The sequence below is a fragment of the Mycobacterium scrofulaceum genome (assembly GCF_002086735.1).
Classification (GTDB): Bacteria; Actinomycetota; Actinomycetes; order Mycobacteriales; family Mycobacteriaceae; genus Mycobacterium; species Mycobacterium scrofulaceum.
Genome location: NZ_MVIJ01000016.1, coordinates 1 through 17354 on the forward strand (window position 1 = coordinate 1; position 17354 = coordinate 17354).

General features: G+C 70.2%; 18 protein-coding genes. 5 read left to right on the top strand and 13 right to left on the bottom strand.

The features are described from left to right. Positions 1 to 78 precede the first annotated feature (78 nt). The 5 genes from BST44_RS12500 to BST44_RS12520 all read right to left on the bottom strand — a co-directional run bounded on the left by BST44_RS12500 (position 79) and on the right by BST44_RS12520 (position 6442). Complete coding sequence (locus BST44_RS12500) at positions 79 to 1104, bottom strand: nitronate monooxygenase (RefSeq protein ID WP_083177441.1); 1026 nt, start codon at positions 1102 to 1104, stop codon at positions 79 to 81. A gap of 4 nt (positions 1105 to 1108) precedes the next feature. Further along, a complete protein-coding gene (locus BST44_RS12505; RefSeq protein WP_083177442.1) occupies positions 1109 to 2464 on the bottom strand; it encodes a M16 family metallopeptidase in 1356 nt (451 codons plus the stop codon). After that, complete coding sequence (locus tag BST44_RS12510) at positions 2442 to 4712, bottom strand: polyribonucleotide nucleotidyltransferase (protein WP_167380196.1); 2271 nt, start codon at positions 4710 to 4712, stop codon at positions 2442 to 2444. The genes BST44_RS12505 and BST44_RS12510 overlap by 23 nt, the downstream gene beginning before the upstream one ends. 319 nt (positions 4713 to 5031) lie before the next feature. Then, on the bottom strand, positions 5032 to 5301 hold the full coding sequence (gene rpsO, locus BST44_RS12515) for a 30S ribosomal protein S15 (RefSeq protein WP_003878661.1): 270 nt from the start codon (positions 5299 to 5301) through the stop codon (positions 5032 to 5034). A gap of 163 nt (positions 5302 to 5464) precedes the next feature. Then, on the bottom strand, positions 5465 to 6442 hold the full coding sequence (locus BST44_RS12520; RefSeq protein WP_083177444.1) for a bifunctional riboflavin kinase/FAD synthetase: 978 nt from the start codon (positions 6440 to 6442) through the stop codon (positions 5465 to 5467). Positions 6443 to 6543: 101 nt separating this feature from the next. Between BST44_RS12520 and mntR the strand changes: the two genes are divergently transcribed. Further along, on the top strand, positions 6544 to 7248 hold the full coding sequence (gene mntR, locus BST44_RS12525; RefSeq protein WP_083177445.1) for a manganese-binding transcriptional regulator MntR: 705 nt from the start codon (positions 6544 to 6546) through the stop codon (positions 7246 to 7248). Between the two features lie 17 nt (positions 7249 to 7265). On the opposite strand, the gene BST44_RS12530 is transcribed toward mntR, so the two are convergent. Genes BST44_RS12530 through pptH form a run of 4 tightly spaced genes read right to left on the bottom strand, consistent with a single transcriptional unit; the run spans position 7266 to position 11058 of the window. After that, on the bottom strand, positions 7266 to 8456 hold the full coding sequence (locus BST44_RS12530; RefSeq protein WP_083177446.1) for a lipid-transfer protein: 1191 nt from the start codon (positions 8454 to 8456) through the stop codon (positions 7266 to 7268). Between the two features lie 51 nt (positions 8457 to 8507). After that, the gene (gene truB, locus BST44_RS12535) at positions 8508 to 9407 is read right to left on the bottom strand and encodes a tRNA pseudouridine(55) synthase TruB (RefSeq protein ID WP_083177447.1); all 900 of its coding nucleotides are present in this window, start codon (positions 9405 to 9407) and stop codon (positions 8508 to 8510) included. After that, entirely contained in the window at positions 9404 to 10084 is a 681-nt protein-coding gene (gene pptT / locus BST44_RS12540) for a 4'-phosphopantetheinyl transferase PptT (RefSeq protein ID WP_083177448.1), read from the bottom strand. The genes truB and pptT overlap by 4 nt, the downstream gene beginning before the upstream one ends. Further along, a complete protein-coding gene (gene pptH / locus BST44_RS12545) occupies positions 10081 to 11058 on the bottom strand; it encodes an ACP phosphodiesterase PptH (protein WP_083177449.1) in 978 nt (325 codons plus the stop codon). The genes pptT and pptH overlap by 4 nt, the downstream gene beginning before the upstream one ends. Before the next feature lie 146 nt (positions 11059 to 11204). On the opposite strand from pptH, the gene BST44_RS12550 reads away from it, so the two are divergent. Further along, entirely contained in the window at positions 11205 to 11789 is a 585-nt protein-coding gene (locus BST44_RS12550; RefSeq protein ID WP_083177450.1) for a DUF3558 domain-containing protein, read from the top strand. Between the two features lie 27 nt (positions 11790 to 11816). Next, positions 11817 to 13535, top strand: a complete 1719-nt coding sequence (locus BST44_RS12555) for a CocE/NonD family hydrolase (protein WP_083177451.1) — start codon at positions 11817 to 11819, stop codon at positions 13533 to 13535. On the opposite strand, the gene BST44_RS12560 is transcribed toward BST44_RS12555, so the two are convergent. Then, a complete protein-coding gene (locus BST44_RS12560; protein WP_083177452.1) occupies positions 13494 to 14066 on the bottom strand; it encodes a DUF1802 family protein in 573 nt (190 codons plus the stop codon). The genes BST44_RS12555 and BST44_RS12560 overlap by 42 nt on opposite strands. Further along, entirely contained in the window at positions 14063 to 14365 is a 303-nt protein-coding gene (locus BST44_RS12565) for a DUF2277 domain-containing protein (RefSeq protein ID WP_083177544.1), read from the bottom strand. Before BST44_RS12565 ends, BST44_RS12560 begins: the two co-directional genes overlap by 4 nt. A gap of 44 nt (positions 14366 to 14409) precedes the next feature. Here BST44_RS12565 and BST44_RS12570 point away from each other — a divergent pair, with 44 nt between their 5' ends. After that, complete coding sequence (locus BST44_RS12570) at positions 14410 to 15159, top strand: enoyl-CoA hydratase (protein WP_083177543.1); 750 nt, start codon at positions 14410 to 14412, stop codon at positions 15157 to 15159. A gap of 122 nt (positions 15160 to 15281) precedes the next feature. Further along, complete coding sequence (locus tag BST44_RS12575) at positions 15282 to 15866, top strand: hypothetical protein (protein WP_083177453.1); 585 nt, start codon at positions 15282 to 15284, stop codon at positions 15864 to 15866. Between the two features lie 13 nt (positions 15867 to 15879). On the opposite strand, the gene BST44_RS12580 is transcribed toward BST44_RS12575, so the two are convergent. Continuing rightward, positions 15880 to 16890 (bottom strand): DHH family phosphoesterase, encoded by a 1011-nt coding sequence (locus BST44_RS12580; protein ID WP_083177454.1) that lies wholly within the window; start codon positions 16888 to 16890, stop codon positions 15880 to 15882. Beyond that, the gene (gene rbfA, locus BST44_RS12585; protein ID WP_007171480.1) at positions 16865 to 17338 is read right to left on the bottom strand and encodes a 30S ribosome-binding factor RbfA; all 474 of its coding nucleotides are present in this window, start codon (positions 17336 to 17338) and stop codon (positions 16865 to 16867) included. The genes BST44_RS12580 and rbfA overlap by 26 nt, the downstream gene beginning before the upstream one ends. Between the last annotated feature and the right edge of the window lie 16 nt (positions 17339 to 17354).

Genomic DNA, 17354 nt, shown 5'->3' on the forward strand with positions numbered 1-17354 from the left:
CTCGCTCCAAACACGGTCAGCCATGCAGCTCCTTCCATCAGGAGCTCAGACTGTCAACAACCTCAGTCAGTTTTAGAGCTAGTCTGCCTCCACCAGCCCGGCGATGATGTCGGCCGCCGGCCCGGGCTGCGCCTCCTTGAACGACGTCCCGGCCCACAGCGGTATCCCGTTGGGGTCCTCGAGGGCGGCCGCCGCCTCCCGGATCGGCGAGGTCATCTGGTTGACCTCGGGGTAGCCCAGCGGCGCCACGTTGTCGAGCAGCCGGGTGAAGTTGTTTTCCAGGCCGCGGGCGTAGCGGCCCGAGAAGGCGCGCGTGACGACGGTGGTGCCGAAGACCGGGTTCTTCAGCGCGGTGCGGTGCGCGGTGCTGGTGCCCGCTTCGTCGCTGAGCAGCAGCGCGGTGCCGACCTGTGCGGCCACCGCACCCCGGTGCAGCACGGCGGCGACGTCACGGGCGTTGCCCAGTCCGCCCGCCGCGACCACCGGGACATCGTGCGCGTGGCGGATGCGGTCGATCAGGTGGTGCAGCGACTCGTTGCCGGGCTCCATGTCGGGCGCGAACGTGCCCCGGTGCCCGCCCGCGTCCGGGCCCTGGACGATCAGGCTGTCCGCGCCCGCGGCGACGGCCACGCCGGCCTCGTACGCCGACGTCACCGTGACCATCACCAGCAGGCCCAGCGCCCCCAGCCGGCGGATGACGTCGGGCGGCGGGACGCCGAAGGTGAACGACACCAGCTCGGGCCGGACGTCGGCCACCACCTCGAGCTTGCGCTCCCAGTCGTCGTCGTCACCGTATTCCGGGTGACCGACCTCGACCTGGTAGTAGTCGGCGATTTCCTCCAGCTCTTCGGCGTAGTAGTCCAGCGCCACCCAGTCGGCGACGCTGGGTTGGGGAACGAACAGGTTGACGCCCAGCGGGCCGGTGGTGGCCGCGCGCGCGGCGGCGATGTCCTCGGCGAACCGCTCCGCGCTTCGGTGGCCGCCGGGAACGAAGCCGAGCCCACCCGCGTTGGACACCGCCGCGGCCAGTTCGGGCGTGCCCGGTCCGCCGGCCATCGGCGCACCCACGATGGGCACCATGATGTCCCAAAAGCCCAGTACCACGGAGCTAATTTACCATCGCCCGAAGTTGTTGGGGCAGTGACCGTTTGGAGGAGTACGGCCCCAGGACGGCGGCGCCGTAGGGCTGGCTCAGCAGCCGACGGGCGACCGCGTTGACCTCCTCGACCGTCACTTCCTCGATCTTGCGCAGGGTGTGCTCGATGCTGCGGTGCTCGCCGTAGTTCAGTTCGTTGCGGCCCAGCCGGCTCATCCGGGAGCTGGAATCCTCCAGGCCCAGGACGAGGCCGCCGCGCAACGACCCCTTGGCGATCCGGCACTCCGCCTCGGTGATGCCGTCGCGGGCCACCGCTTCGAGCACCTCGTTGGTCACCTTCATCACCTCGGCGAACCGCTCGGGCTGGCAGGCGGCGTAGACCGAAAGAGCGCCGCTGTCGGCGAAGATGTCCACCGTCGAATAGACCGAGTAGGCCAGCCCGCGCAACTCGCGAACCTCTTGGAACAGACGAGAACTCAAGCCCCCGCCCAGCGCGCTGTGCAGCACGGACAGCGCCCAGCGATGCCGCCAGCTACGTCCGGGGGTGCGCACGCCCAGCGAGACGTGGGTCTGCTCGGCGTCCCGATTGCCCAGCATCAGGCCGGGCCGTCCGGTCACCCGGCCGGCGCCCTTGCGCGGGGCGACGGGCCGGCGCCCGCGGACCAGGTGCGGCCCGAAGTGCGTGCGCACCAGCGCGATCACCTCGTCGTGGTCGACGTTGCCGGCCACCGCGACCACCATGCGTTCCGGGGTGTAGCGGCGCACGTGGAAGGAGTGCAGCTGGGCCCGGGTCATCGAGGACACCGACTGCGCGGTGCCGATCACCGGCCGGCCCACCGGGTGGTCGCCGAACATCGCGCCCAGGAACATGTCCCCCAGCGCGTCCTCCGGATCGTCGTCGCGCATCGCGATCTCTTCGAGCACGACGTCGCGTTCCAGCTCCACGTCGTCGGCCGCGCAACGACCGTTGAGCACGACGTCGGCCACCAAATCGACGGCCAGCGCCAGGTCGCTGTCCAGCACGTGTGCGTAGTAGCAGGTGTGCTCCTTGGCGGTGAACGCGTTCAGCTCACCGCCGACGGCGTCCATCGCCTGCGCGATGTCCACCGCGCTGCGGGTGGGCGTCGACTTGAACAGCAGGTGCTCGAGGAAGTGCGCCGCGCCCGCCACGGTGGCACCCTCGTCGCGCGACCCGACGCCGACCCACACCCCGACGGACGCCGAACGCACCGACGGCAGGTACTCGGTGACCACCCGCAGGCCCCCCGGAAGGGTGCTGCGGCGCAGCGCGGTCGAGGTGTCGACCTCAAGAGCGTGCTTGCCGCGGCGTAGGGCCGCGGCGCGGTCAGCTGCTGGCGGTCGCGGCATCGGCAGGTGTGTCCGCCGGGGCGTCGGCCGGGGCGGCGCTGTCTTCCTCGACCAGGACCAGCGAGATCTTGCCCCGCTTGTCGATGTCGGCGATCTCGACCCGCAGCTTGTCGCCGACGTTCACGACGTCCTCTACCTTCGCGATGCGCTTGCCCCTGCCCAGCTTGGAGATGTGCACCAGGCCGTCGCGTCCCGGCAGAAGCGACACGAACGCACCGAAATCGGTTGTCTTGACCACGGTTCCGAGGAACCGCTCGCCCACCGTCGGCAGCTGCGGGTTGGCGATGGCGTTGATCCGGTCGATCGCGGCCTGCGCCGAGGGCCCGTCGGTGGCGCCGACGAACACGGTGCCGTCGTCCTCGATCGAGATCTGCGCGCCGGTCTCCTCGGTGATGGCGTTGATGATCTTGCCCTTGGGCCCGATGACCTCGCCGATCTTGTCCACGGGGACCTTGATGGTGGTCACCCGCGGCGCGTAGGGGCTCATCTCGTCGGGGGCGTCGATGGCCTCGGCCATGACCTCGAGGATCGTCAGGCGCGCATCCTTGGCCTGGGCCAGCGCACCCGCGAGCACCTGGGACGGGATCCCGTCGAGCTTGGTGTCCAGCTGCAGGGCGGTGACGAAGTCCTTGGTGCCGGCGCACTTGAAGTCCATGTCGCCGAATGCGTCTTCGGCGCCCAGGATGTCGGTCAGCGTCACGAAGCGACGCTCGGTCTTGCCGTCTACCTCGACGTCGTCGGAAACCAGGCCCATGGCGATGCCGGCGACCGGCGCCTTGAGCGGCACGCCGGCGTTGAGCAGCGCCAGCGTGGACGCGCACACCGATCCCATCGAGGTCGAGCCGTTGGAGCCCAGGGCTTCCGACACCTGCCGGATGGCGTAGGGGAATTCCTCGACGCCGGGCAGCACCGGGAGCAGGGCGCGCTCGGCGAGCGCGCCGTGCCCGATCTCGCGCCGCTTGGGCGAGCCGACACGGCCGGTCTCGCCGGTGGAGAACGGCGGGAAGTTGTAGTGGTGCATGTAGCGCTTCGAGGTTTCCGGCCCCAGCGAGTCGATCTGCTGGGCCATCTTGACCATGTCCAGCGTGGTGACGCCCAGGATCTGGGTCTCGCCGCGCTCGAACAGCGCGCTGCCGTGTGCCCGGGGGACGACGGCGACCTCGGCCGACAGGGCGCGGATGTCGGTGATGCCGCGGCCGTCGATGCGGAAGTGGTCGGTCAGGATGCGCTGGCGGACCAGCTTCTTGGTCAGCGAGCGGAACGCGGCGCTGACCTCCTTTTCCCGGCCCTCGTACGTCCCGGCCAGCCGAGTCAGTACCTCGGCCTTCAGCTCGTCGGTGCGGGCGTCGCGCTCGGCCTTGCCGCCGATGGTCAGCGCCTTGGCCAGTTCGTCGGTGGCCACCGAGGCCACCGAGTAGTAGACGTCGTCGCCGTACTCCGGGAAGGTCGGGTAATCACCGACGGGCTTGGCGGCCGCGTCGGCCAGCTCCTGCTGAGCGGTGCACAGCGCGTTGATGAACGGCTTGGCGGCCTCCAGGCCTTCGGCCACCACGGTTTCGGTCGGCGCCTGGGCGCCGCCCTCGACGAGTTCGATGACCTTGTCGGTGGCCTCGGCCTCGACCATCATGATCGCCACGTCTTTTTCGGCGGCCCCGCCGCCGACTATGCGGCCGGCGACCACCATGTCGAACACGGCCCGCTCGAGCTGCTCGACGGTGGGGAAGGCGACCCAGGTGCCGTCGATCAGCGCCACCCGCACGCCCCCGATGGGGCCGGAGAACGGCAGCCCGCTGATCTGGGTGGAGGCCGACGCGGCGTTGATCGCCAGCACGTCGTACAGGTCGTTGGGGTCCAGGCTCAGGATGGTCACCACGACCTGGATCTCGTTACGCAGCCCGGACACGAACGACGGCCGCAGCGGGCGGTCGATCAGCCGGCAGGTCAGGATCGCGTCGGTGGAGGGACGGCCCTCGCGGCGGAAGAACGAGCCCGGGATGCGCCCGGCGGCGTACATCCGCTCCTCGACGTCGACCGTCAGCGGGAAGAAGTCGAAGTGCTCCTTGGGGCTCTTGCTGGCGGTGGTGGCCGACAGCAGCATGTTTTCGTCGTCGAGGTAGGCGACGACGGCGCCGGCGGCCTGCTGGGCCAGCCGGCCGGTCTCGAAACGGATGGTGCGGGTGCCGAAGCTCCCGTTGTCGATAACGGCGGTTGCCTCGAACACGCCTTCTTCAATTTCAGCGACAGACATAGGTGTCCGTACGGCCTCTCTGGGTATTCAGCTTTTTCGCGTCGTCACGCGCGAGTAACCCGAGAGCTTCCTCCGAAGCTTCCTCCGAGAGGAAAAGTCTGAATGCGGCTACGGCCGTCGATCGAAGCGGTCGAGAAGCCCCAGATCCGGAGAGCCCGGCCGCCACTACCGAAGACCGCCCGATACAGACTGGGCTGCTCCCGTCATGACACGCTGGAACGGCACACGCGGATCTGCGCGGCCGCACCGTTCGTTCGGGCCGGATCGGCCCAGAACGCTCCCACTCTACACGGGCGCAGATAGCCCGAAAGGGGCTGGGTCAGCGACGCAGACCCAGGCGCTCGACCAGCGAGCGATACCGCTCCACGTCGATCTGCGCGACGTACTTGAGCAACCGGCGCCGCCGCCCGACCAGCAGGAGCAAGCCCCGCCGGGAGTGGTGGTCGTGCTTGTGCACCTTCAGGTGCTCGGTCAGGTCGGCGATCCGCTTGGTCAGCAGCGCGACCTGCGCCTCCGGGGAACCCGTGTCGGTGTCGTGCAGGCCGTAGGTGCCCAGGATCTCTTTTTTCTGCTCGGCGGTCAGCGCCACGAAAACATCTCCATCATTCGGTGCCGCGAAAAACTTGTACGAGAAACTTGTCCGTGGCCGCCGCGGACTGCAGCACACGCCATGCTCGGGGGGCGAGTCTATCAGCGGCTGCGATGTCCACCGAAATCCCAGGCCAGCGACCTGCGTCGGCACCCGCGGCGAATCAGTCCTGCGCCGAGAGCATCGCGCGGGCCCGTTCGGTGTCCTTGCCCATCGCGTCGATGAGGTCCTTCACCGAGTCGAACTTGCGCTGCCCGCGGATGCGGGCGACGAAGTCCAGCGCCACGTACTGGCCGTAGAGGTCGGCCGCGGTGTCCAGGACGAAGGCCTCGACGGTGCGGGTCCGTCCGGAGAACGTCGGGTTGGTCCCGACGGACACCGCGGCCTGGTAGCGCTCGCCCGGGACGACGCTGCCGGTCACCGGCCCGTGCCCGAGCAGGGTGAACCACGCGGCGTACACGCCGTCGGCCGGGATCGCCGAATACATCGGGGGCGCCACGTTGGCCGTCGGGAATCCCAGCTCCATCCCCCGCCCCTCGCCCCGGACGACGACGCCCTCGACGCGATGCGGACGGCCCAGCGCTTCCATGGCCGCCATCACGTCACCGGCGTCCACGCAGGACCGGATGTAGGTGGAGGAAAACGTCACCGTCTCGTTGCTGTGGTGCTCGGACAGCAGCGACATGGCCTCGACGGCAAATCCGAACCGCTCCCCGGCGCGCCGCAGCGTCTCGACGTTGCCGGCGGCCTTCTTGCCGAAGGTGAAGTTCTCCCCCACCACGACCTCCACCACGTGCAGGTGCTCCACCAGCAGCTCATGGACGTAGCGCTCCGGCGTCAGCTTCATGAAATCGCTCGTGAACGGCATCACCAGGAAGACGTCGATGCCCATCTCCTCGACCAGCTCCGCGCGCCGCGTCAGCGTCGTCAGCTGGGCCGGATGGCTGCCCGGGTAGACCACTTCCATCGGGTGCGGGTCGAAGGTCATCAGCACGGTCGGCACGTTGCGGGCGCGTCCGGCCTTGACCGCGTGCGCGATCAGCTCGGCGTGGCCCCGGTGCACACCGTCGAACACGCCGATGGTGAGCACGCATCTGCCCCAGTCCGTGGGAATCTCGTCTTGGCCGCGCCACCGCTGCACGCCCGCAAGCCTACGGCTACGCGTCCGCCGCCGGGAGATCCGTGGGCGCGAGGGTGTCGAGGAGCACACGATCAGGCTTGGTTTGCCTAAACTTTCTCGGTGTGAGGGCTGACGAAGAGCGTGGCGGTCTCACCGCGGTCGGCCAGGACTACCTGAAGGTCATCTGGAACGCCCAGGAGTGGTCCCCCAAGGACGCGCCGCAGAAGGTCAGCACCAAGATGCTGGCCGAGAAGATCGGGGTGTCGGCCAGCACGGCGTCGGAATCGATCCGCAAACTCGCCGAGCAGGGACTGGTCGACCACGAGAAATACGGGGCCGTCACCCTGACCGAGGCGGGCCGGCGCGCGGCGCTGGCCATGGTGCGCCGCCACCGGCTCCTGGAAACGTTCCTGGTCAACGAGCTCGGCTACGGCTGGGACGAGGTGCACGACGAGGCCGAGGTGCTCGAACACGCCGTGTCGGACCGGCTGGTGGCCCGCATCGACGCCAAGCTGGGCTTCCCGCGGCGCGACCCGCATGGGGACCCGATTCCTGCCTCCGACGGGCAGGTGCCGACCCCGCCCGCACGCCAGCTGTGGGCATGCGGCGACGGGGACGCCGGGACGGTCGCCCGCATCTCCGACGCCGACCCGGAGATGCTGCGCTACTTCGCCGACGTCGGCATCAACCTCGATTCACGGCTGCGCGTGCTGACCCGCCGGGAGTTCGCCGGCATGATCTCGGTCGCGATCGAATCCGGCGACGGCGCTCAGACGACGGTCGACCTGGGCAGCCCGGCGGCCCGGGCGATCTGGGTGGTGGGCTAGCCCGGAGTTGGCTCGGGCTAGCGTTCGGCGCGCTGGTAGGCGGTGACCACGGCCGCGCCGCCGAGCCCGATGTTGTGTTGCAGCGCGGCGCTGACGCCCTCGACCTGACGCTTGTCGGCGGCGCCGCGCAGCTGCCAGGTCAGCTCGGCGCACTGCGCCAGCCCGGTGGCGCCCAGCGGATGGCCCTTGGAGATCAGGCCGCCCGACGGGTTGACCACCCAGCGCCCGCCGTAGGTCGTGTCGCCGTTGTCGATCAGCTTGGGCGCCTCGCCCGGGCCGCACAGCCCCAGCGCCTCGTAGAGCAGCAGCTCGTTGGCCGAGAAGCAGTCGTGCAGCTCGATCACCTGGAAGTCTTCGGGGCCCAGCCCGGACTGGTCGTAAACCTGTTGGGCCGCTTGGACATTCATGTCGTAGCCGATCAGATTCTTGGCGCTGCCGTCGAAGGTGGACGCGAAGTCGGTCGTCATGGCCTGACCGACGATCTCGACCGCCCGGCCGGCCAGCCCGTGGCTGTCGACGAAGCTCTCCGAGGCCAGGATCGCCGCGCCGGATCCGTCGGACGTCGGCGAACACTGCAACTTGGTGAGCGGGTCGGAGATCATCCGCGCCGCCAGGATGTCCTCGAGCGTGTAGGACTCCTGGAACTGTGCGAACGGGTTGTTGACGGAGTGCTTGTGGTTCTTGTAGCCGATCTTGGCGAAATGCTCTGCGGTGCTGCCGTATTGCCTCATGTGCTCGCGGCCGGCCGCGCCGAACATCCAGGGGGCGACGGGCATGGCGAACTCGTCGATCGCGGCCATCGCCTTGACGTGCTTGCCCATCGGCGATTCGCGGTCGGAGGCTCCCCCGCCCAGCGAGCCGGGTTGCATCTTCTCGAACCCGAGCGCGATGGCGCAGTCGACGATCCCGCCGCGAATGGCCTGCGCCGCCAGGAACAGCGCGGTCGACCCGGTGGAGCAGTTGTTGTTGACGTTGACGATCGGGATCCCGGTCATGCCCAGCTCGTAGAGCGCCCGCTGCCCGGACGTCGAATCGCCGGCCACGTAGCCGACGTAACCCTGCTGCACCTCGCGGTAGTCGATCCCCGCGTCGGCCAGCGCGTTGGTTCCGGACTCGCGCGCCATGTCGGGGTAGTCCCAGCCCTCGCGGCGGCCCGGCTTCTCGAATTTCGTCATCCCGACGCCGACGACGTAAACCTTGTTGGACATAGCGCGCCCCTTCTTCGACAGGGTGGAGAGACCTCAGCCTATTCCCGGAGCCTATTCCTGGAGGGTCGCCGGGCGGATCACGACCACCGACTTGGTCCGCGAATCCTCGTCGCACAGCAGCGCGATCACCCGGCCGCCGGCGTCGCAGGCGGCGTAGACGCCGTCGATGCCGGCCGCGGCGAGCGGCCGCCCGTTCGCCGTCGCCTCAACCTCCTCGGGGCTGAGGTCGCGGCGCGGGAAGATCAGCAGGCACGCCTCGTCCAGGGTCAGCGACAGCCCGGGCCGCTCGGCCAGGTCGTCGAGCGAGCGGGCCTGCTCCAGCGTGAAGCGACCGACGCGGGTGCGCCGCAGCGCCGTCAGGTGGCCGCCCACCCCGAGCGCGGCGCCGACGTCGCGGGCCAGGGCGCGCACGTAGGTCCCCGACGAGCAGTCGACCTCGACGTCGGCGTCGACCCACTGCCCCGCGGGTCGGACGTCGCACACCTCGAAGCGGTCGACGCGGACCGGCCGCGCCTCGAGTTCGACGGCCCGGCCCTCCCGAACCAGCCGGTATGCGCGCCGGCCGTCCACCTTGATCGCGCTGACCGCCGACGGCACCTGTTCGATGTCGCCCCGCAAACCGGCGACCGCGGCGCCGATCGCCTCGCGGGTCAGGTGCGCGGCCGAGACGCTGTGCAGCACTTGACCTTCGGCGTCCTCGGTGGAGGTGGTCTGGCCGAGCCGGATGGTGGCGGCGTACGACTTGGAGGACCCCGCCAGCAGTCCGAGGATCTTGGTGGCACGGTCGACGCCGATCACCAGCACGCCGGTGGCCATCGGGTCCAGCGTCCCGGCGTGCCCCACCCTGCGGGTGGAGAAGATACGGCGGCACCGCCCCACCACGTCGTGGCTGGTCATCCCGGCCGGCTTGTCGACGACGACCAACCCCGGACCCCTCGGGCTCGAACTCATAACACGATGGCGGTCAGCACCAGCCCCCGCTCCACCGACCACCGGCCGCGCAGCGCGGTCAGCGGCGGGCCATCGAGGGCCTGCCCGTCGATCAGGATCTTGGACACGAACACGCCGGCGGTCCCGCCGTCGGGCGGGTCGAGGTCGAAGGCAATGTGGGCGTCCTCGAAACCTAGCCAGCGCTTGGTCAGCGGGAACCACGCCTTGTACGTTGCCTCCTTGGCGCAGAACAGGATTCGGTCCCAGTGCAGGCCGTCGGGCAGCGTCGTCATCTCGTGTCGCTCCTCGGGCAGGCTGATCGCGTTCAGCACACCGTCCGGCAACACGTCGTGCGGCTCGGCGTCGATACCCACCGAGCGCACCGCCTCGGCGCGGCCCACGACCGCACCGCGATAGCCGGTGCAGTGGGTGAGGCTGCCCACCACGCCGTCGGGCCAGCACGGTTCGCCCTTCTCGCCCTTGAGGATCGGCACCGGCGGCAGGCCGAGCTCGCGCATCGCGACCCGCGCGCAGTGCCGGATGGTGACGAACTCGTTGCGCCGCTTGGCGACCGACTTGGCGATCAGCGGCTCCTCTTCGGGCAGCGGGGCCAGGCCGGGCGGGTCGTCATACAGCTCCGAACAGGCCAGCTCGCCGACGTCGGGCAGCACCGAGGAGACCAGCATGTCCCCGGTCATCGTGACTGCCGCTGCCGCAACCGTTCCCGGAACTGCTCGGCCTGCCGTCGCATCTCGGGAGTGATCTCGAAGTGACCGCCGAAGTCGTTGAGGTAGCCGGGGGCGTACTGCGGATCGGGCAGCACCTGGCGCAGCCAGCTGTGCGGCTTGCGCCGCCGCCACTCCCGGGGATAACCCACCGACACCTCCTCGAAGCGCACGTCGTCGTACCAGGTGGTGCGCGGAATGTGCAGGTGACCGTAGACCGAGCAGACGGCGTTGTAACGGGTGTGCCAGTCGGCGGTCCTGGTGGTGCCGCACCACAGCGAGAACTCCGGGTAGAACAGCGCGTCGCAGGGGTCGCGCACCAGCGGAAAATGGTTCACCAGAACGGTCGGCGTCATCCAGTCGAGCTGCTCGAGCCGGGCCCGCGTGGCGGCGAGCCGCTCCCGGCACCAGGCCTCCCGGGTGGGATACGGCTCTGGCGACAACAGGAATTCGTCGGTGGCGACCACGTTGCGTTCCCGCGCGATGGTCAGGCCCTCGGCTTTGCTCGTCGCGCCCTCGGGCAAGAAGCTGTAGTCGTAGAGCAGGAACATCGGCACGATCGTCGCCGGGCCGCCGCGCTCGGTCCACACCGGGAACGGGTGCTCGGGAGTGACGATGCCCATCTCGTCGCACATGTTGACCAGGTAGTCGTAGCGGGACTTGCCGAAGATCTGCACCGGGTCGCGGGTCGTGGTCCACAGCTCGTGGTTGCCAGGCACCCAGATCACCTTGGCGAATCGCCGGCGCAGCAGGTCCAGGGCCCACCGGATCTCGTCGGTGCGTTCGGCGACGTCGCCGGCGACGATCAGCCAATCGTCCGGCGAGGAGGGGTACAGCGATTCGGTGACCGGCTTGTTGCCGAGGTGTCCGGTGTGCAGATCGGAGACCGCCCACAGCGTGGGTTGCCCCCCATCGGTCGAGTCGTGCCCCGCATTTTGACCAGCCACGATTAACCAGCCTAATGACCCGCACCCCCGGGGCGGACGGCGCCGGCCCTTGCCCGCGCCGTTGGAACGTGTTCTTGTTTCCGTGTGGGGAGTGGCGACGCGACTTGTAGACTCCCCGCAAGACCGCGGAGCCGTCAGGGGGTGTCGTGTTCGCCAAGGTGCGTCTGATCGGGGCGGTGGGTGCCCTGGTCGCAGCGGCGATAGCCGGCACGGCGGGGTGGCAGGGCGTCGCGCCGGGGCCGGCGGGAGGCGGGCGCGTCGAGCTGCGCTCGACCGCGGCGCCGATGGAAACCACCATGAAGAGCCCGATCGTCGCGACCACCGACCCGCGCCCGTTCGACGCGTGCGAGGACATCCCGTTCGACGCGGTGCAGCGGCTCGGGCTGGCGTTCACACCGCCCGAGCACGAGGACGGCCTGCGGTGCCACTTCGACGCGGGTAACTACCAGCTGGCGGTCGAGCCGATCATCTGGCGCACCTACGAGGCGACGCTGCCCCCCGACGCGGTCGAGACCACGATCGCGGGCCACCGCGCGGCGCAGTACTGGGTGCTCAAGCCGACGTATCACAACAGCTACTGGTATTACTCCTGCATGGTCGCGTTCAAGACCGGCTACGGCGTGCTGCAGCAGGCGCTCTTCTACTCGACCGTCTACTCCAACCCGGAGGTGGACTGCATGTCGACCAATCTGCAGCGGGCCAACGACCTGGCGCCTTACTACAAGTTCTGACGGCCGGCCTGGCCTTAACCTGGCACCGTGAGTATCACCTCGACCCGATCCGCCCAGCCCACGCTGCACGCCCTGCGACACCTCGGCGGCAAGGCCGTCGGCCGGCTGCTCGGCCTGCCGGCGGCGACCACCGACTACACCGTCGAGCGCGTCCGGGTGCCCATGCGCGACGGGGTCGACCTGGTGGCCGACCACTACGCGCCCAACACCGCCGCACCCGCCGGCACCCTGCTGATCCGGGGGCCCTACGGGCGCGCCTTTCCGTTTTCGCTGGTCTTCGGCGCGCTGTACGCGGCCCGCGGCTACCACGTCGTGTTGCAGAGCGTGCGCGGAACGTTCGGGTCGGGCGGCGACTTCGAGCCGATGGCCAACGAGGCCGCCGACGGCGCCGACACGGTGGCCTGGCTGCGCGAGCGGCCGTGGTTCACGGGCCGCTTCGCCACCCTCGGGCTGTCCTACCTCGGGTTCACCCAGTGGGCGCTGCTGACCGATCCCCCGCCGGAACTGGCCACGGCCGTCATCGCGGTGGGACCGCACGATTTCAACGCCTCGGTCTGGGGCACCGGCTCGTTCGCGATCAACGACTTCCTGGGCTGGAGCGACATGGTCGCCCACCAGGAGGATCCGGTGCGCGCCCGGTCCGCGATGCGCCAGCTGCAGAATCGCCGCCACGTGACCCGGGCGGCACTCGGGCTGCCGGTGGGCGAGACGGCCCGGGCGCTGCTGGGTGCGGGCGCACCGTGGTTCGAATCGTGGGTCGAGCACACCGACCCGAACGATCCGTTCTGGGACGCGTTGCGCTGCGGCGACGCGCTGGACCGCGTCGACGTGCCAGTGCTGCTGATCGGCGGCTGGCAGGACATCTTCGTCAGGCAGACGCTGCAGCAGTATGAGCACCTCCGCGGCCGGGGCGTCGACGTCGCGCTCACCATGGGTCCCTGGACGCACGCGCAGCTGCTCACCAGCGGGCTGAGCACCTGCGTGCGGGAGTCGCTGGACTGGCTGGGCGCCCACCTGGACGGCGCAACACCCCTGCGCCGGCCCGCTCGGGTCCGGGTGAACGTGACCGGCCAGGGCTGGCGCAACCTGGCCCACTGGCCGCCCGCCACCACCGAGCGCTCGCTCTACCTGCGGCCCGGCGGCCACCTGGGTGAGACCGCGCCGACGGACCTGCCGCGGCTGGCCCCGGCGACTTTCCGCTATGACCCCGCCGATCCGACCCCGACCACGGGCGGGCCGCTGCTGTCGCCGAACGGCGGTTACCGCGACGACAGCCGGCTCGCGGCGCGCGACGACGTGCTGACGTTCACCAGCCTCACCCTCACGCACGACCTGTGCGTCTACGGAAGCCCGGTCGTCGAGCTGGCGCACGGGGCCGACAACCCGCACGTCGACCTGTTCGTCCGGGTCAGTGAGGTCGACGCCAAAGGCCGGTCGACAAACGTCAGCGACGGCTACCGGCGGTTGCGGGCGGCCAAGAAGTCGTCGAGGGGGACCGTCCGGATCGAACTCGACGGCGTCGCCCACCGCTTCCGTGCGGGCTCGCGCATCCGGGTGCTGATCGCAGGCAGCTGGTTTCCCCGCTACGCCCGCAACCTGGGCACCGACGAGCCGATCCTGACCGGCCGGCAGTCCAGGCCGGCCACCCACACGGTGCGCTACGGACGCTCCCGGCTGTTGCTGCCCGTCGGCCCGCTCGACCTGTCAGCCAACGGCGCCGCGGACGCGCGCGGCGACCTCGGCTAGCGACCCCGGGTCATGAACGGGCGGCGCCAACGGCGCGCGCAGGGGCAACTCCACCCAGCTCTTGCAGCCGCCGTACTCCGAGGTCCGGATGATCTCCACCGGCTCGGCCAGCGGCTGCACCGAGACCACCAGCACGGCCAGCCGGTGTCTCGGGCGGAAGTCGAGCCGGTCGGCGCGCACCGACTCGGGGGTCCAGATGTGCAGGTCTTCGATCTCCGTCAGGCCTTCTGGCCGGTCAACCGGCACCGCCGCAACGACTTTGGCGGCCGCCCGGATGACCAGGCGATCGTCGGCGCTGTCGGCGGCGGCCGCGTCCAGTAGGTCCCGATGCTCGGGCCGAACGCGCTCCGCGTGGCTGTGGGCGACCGTCGGGAACAGCAGGAACTCGGAGGCGGCCAGCTCGAATCGCTTCTCCCCGATGCCGCCCTTGCGCAACAGCACCCGCTGGCGACCGTCCAGCAGGGCATGCACGGCGGCGCTCCACTCCTTGAGCGCGGGCGTCGTGGTGGGGCTGGTCGCGGCGAGCGTCATTGCGGCCCGCCCAGCCGGGCCACCACGCCCCCGCAAGCGGGTGGTACCCCCACGGGCCGGCGCAACGGCGGGACGGTCCTGGGCGGCTGACGGCGCGGGGGCAGCGCCGCCAGCAACCGCGTCGTCGCCTCGGTGACCTCGGCGACCGCCTCCTCGAAGGCGGAGGCGCTGGCCTCAGGAAGGCGAGTAGGCCGGGCGATCCCACTGACCTTGCGTACGTATTGGCGGGCCGCCGCCGCGATCTCCTCGGCGGTGGCCGCCGGTTGCAACCCGCGCAGCTCGGTGATGTTCCTGCACATGCCCATAACGATAGGCGCGGCCCATGACCCTTTACGGTGATGTCATGACCGACGACATCCTGCTGATCGAAACCGACGAGCGGGTGCGCACCCTGACCCTCAACCGGCCGCAGTCCCGCAACGCGCTGTCTTCGGCGCTGCGGGACCGGTTCTTCGGGGCGCTGGCCGACGCGGAAACCGACGACGGCGTCGACGTCGTCATCGTCACCGGCACCGATCCGGTTTTCTGCGCGGGACTGGATCTCAAGGAGCTGGGCGGATCTGCGGCGCTTCCGGACATCTCCCCGCGGTGGCCACCGCTGAGCAAGCCGGTGATCGGTGCGATCAACGGCGCCGCGGTGACCGGCGGGCTGGAGCTGGCCCTGTACTGCGACATCCTGATCGCCTCGGAGAACGCCCGGTTCGCCGACACCCACGCGCGGGTGGGCCTGCTGCCCACCTGGGGGCTCAGCGTGCGGTTGCCGCAGAAGGTCGGTGTCGGCCTGGCGCGGCGGATGAGCATGACCGGGGACTACCTGTCCGCCGCCGACGCCCTGCGCGCCGGGCTGGTGACCGAGGTGGTGGCGCACGACCAGCTGCTGGGCACCGCCCGCGCCGTGGCGGCCTCGATCGTCGGCAACAACCAGGACGCGGTGCGCGCGCTGCTGGCCTCCTATCACCGGATCGACGAGTCGCAGACCGGCGGAGGGCTGTGGCTCGAAGCGATGGCGGCCCGCCAGTTCCGGACCAGTGGCGACGACATCGCCGCCAACCGCGAGGCGGTCCTGCAGCGCGGACGGGCCCAGGTGCGTTAGGCCCGTCCCCCGCGGCGCCGGACTCTGGAAATGGCCGGCGTTGGGCCTGGTCATCGCCGGTGTTTCGGTTTTCTTCGCCGTTGGCTTGTGGGTGGACGGAGGACAACCAATACGATCAGCGCATGCGTGCGGTCGTCGACGTCATGGTGAGGATGCTCGCGAGCGCTGTGCCGCTCGCGGCGGTGGCCACGGTCGCGGGGCCCGCGCCGCATGCGGCCGCGCTGCCGCCCGCCGGGTTCCCCAGCCTGGACGGCTTCACCGCCGTACCGGCGGATGGCTACCTGACCAGCACCGGTCCGGGCACCCCGCCCCGGATCAGTTTCTCCACTCCCTACAGCCTGGCGTGCGATTTCTACGGCGGGCCGGCACCGGCGCCGCAGCCGTCACAGGACATCCGGTGCAAGGGCGACATGCCCGGGATCGAGGACGTCCCCGTCCTCGGCGGGCGCCCGCACCCGGGCGACTGCCTGGTGGGTTCCGCCGAGTTCAAGGGGCCGGGGTACCAGTTGAGCCGGATGTCCTACGGCGGGTGCGACGGCAACCCGGCCGCCCTGCCACCGGGCGGCAAGTTGCTGGGGGCGGGTCAGAAACTGACCCACCTGAACGTCACGTGCGCCGTCGGCGCCGACAACCTCGTCGCCTGCCTGGACACCACCAGCGGCGACCACGGGTTCGTGCTGCAACGCTCGGGCAGCTGGGCTTTCTAGCCCCGCTTCGGGGCTAGCCGAGCGCCGCGCGCAGCGACGCCACCGCGTCGTCGATCGGGCCGCTGGTCGAATAGCCGGCGGCCAGCCGGTGGCCGCCCCCGCCGAACCCGGACGCGATAGCCGCCAGGTCCACGTCGGCCTTGGCCCGCATCGACACCGACCACTGCGCCGGTTCGACTTCTTTGAACACCGCGGCCACCTCGGCCTGCTGCGTGGTGCGCACGACGTCGACGATGCTCTCCACTTCCTCGGGGCGCGAGGTGACCCAATCCTGGTGCCGCACAACGGCGTACACCAGCCCGCGGCCGCAGGCCGCGTCGGGCAGCAGCTCGGCCGAACCGAGGACGCGGGACAGCAGCGGAAGCCAGGTGAAGGGGTGGCTGTCCATCAGCGTTCGGCTGATCGCGGCGTTGTCGACGCCGGTCTCCACCAGCCGGGCAGCCAGCCGAAGGGCGCGGGCGCTGGCCCAGCGGAATGACCCGGTGTCGGTCGTCAGCCCGGCGTAGATGCAGTGCGCGACGTCAGGCTCGATCGGCTTGTCCCACGCGTCGAGGATGTCGGCGACCATCATCGTCGTCGAATCCGCTGAAACGTCAACAAAATTCGCGGTGCCGAACAGGTCGTTGGAGGCGTGGTGGTCGATCACCAGCAACTCCTGGCCGGGACCGGCCAGATCACTCAGGGCGCCCAGCCGCTTGACGCTCGGAACGTCAACGGTGACAACCAGGTCGACGTCGCGCCGCATCTCCTCCGCACCGACCAGCAGCCAACAACCGGGCAACGACGACAGCGACTCCGGCAGCGCGGCGGGCTCGGCGAAACCCACCTCGACGCGCTTGCCGCACCTGTCCAGCACCAGCGCCAGGGCCAGGCCTGCCCCGATGGTGTCGGCGTCGGGGTGGACATGGGCGACCACCGCGATCGTCGCCGCGCCGGAGAGCAATTCCACCGCACCGTGGACGTCGACGCGCGCCCCGGCTCCCGCGCTGCGGGAAAGCTCAGTCTTCGCGTCGGTCGTCGTCACCGGTGTCCTCGTCGCTCGAGCCGCTGGCACGGTATGGATCTGCGTCCCCGGCCGGCTTGGCTCCCGAGCGTACGCGCGCCAAATCGGCGTCCGCGGCGCGGGCGCGCGCCAACAGCTCGTCCATCCGCTGCACGGTGTCCAACGTGGTGTCGCGGGTGAAGGTCAGCGTGGGCGTGAAGCGCACACCGGTGCCCGCCCCCACCATGGTCCGCAGCGCCCCTTTGGCCCGGTCCAGCGCCGCCGCGGCGGCCGCGTAGTCCGGCTCGTCGTCCAGGGTGCGGCCCATCACGGTGTAGAACACCGTGGCATCGTGCAGGTCGGCGGTGACCTTCGTGTCGACGATGGTCACCCCGTCCAGCCCGGGATCCTTGATCTCGAACTCGATCGCCGAGGCGACGATCGTGTTGATGCGTTTGGCCAGTCGGCGCGCCCGGGCCGGGTCAGGCATCGGCGCAGCCTCCCGC

Coding starts and splice junctions, on each gene's coding strand:
- BST44_RS12505 (WP_083177442.1), bottom strand. CDS start 2,464: ATGCCGCGACCGCCAGCAGCTGACCGCGCCGCGGCCCTACGCCGCGGC.
- BST44_RS12510 (WP_167380196.1), bottom strand. CDS start 4,712: ATGTCTGTCGCTGAAATTGAAGAAGGCGTGTTCGAGGCAACCGCCGTT.
- BST44_RS12530 (WP_083177446.1), bottom strand. CDS start 8,456: ATGTCCAACAAGGTTTACGTCGTCGGCGTCGGGATGACGAAATTCGAG.
- truB (WP_083177447.1), bottom strand. CDS start 9,407: ATGAGTTCGAGCCCGAGGGGTCCGGGGTTGGTCGTCGTCGACAAGCCG.
- pptT (WP_083177448.1), bottom strand. CDS start 10,084: ATGACCGGGGACATGCTGGTCTCCTCGGTGCTGCCCGACGTCGGCGAG.
- BST44_RS12560 (WP_083177452.1), bottom strand. CDS start 14,066: ATGACGCTCGCCGCGACCAGCCCCACCACGACGCCCGCGCTCAAGGAG.
- BST44_RS12565 (WP_083177544.1), bottom strand. CDS start 14,365: ATGTGCAGGAACATCACCGAGCTGCGCGGGTTGCAACCGGCGGCCACC.
- BST44_RS12570 (WP_083177543.1), top strand. CDS start 14,410: ATGACCGACGACATCCTGCTGATCGAAACCGACGAGCGGGTGCGCACC.
- BST44_RS12575 (WP_083177453.1), top strand. CDS start 15,282: ATGCGTGCGGTCGTCGACGTCATGGTGAGGATGCTCGCGAGCGCTGTG.
- rbfA (WP_007171480.1), bottom strand. CDS start 17,338: ATGCCTGACCCGGCCCGGGCGCGCCGACTGGCCAAACGCATCAACACG.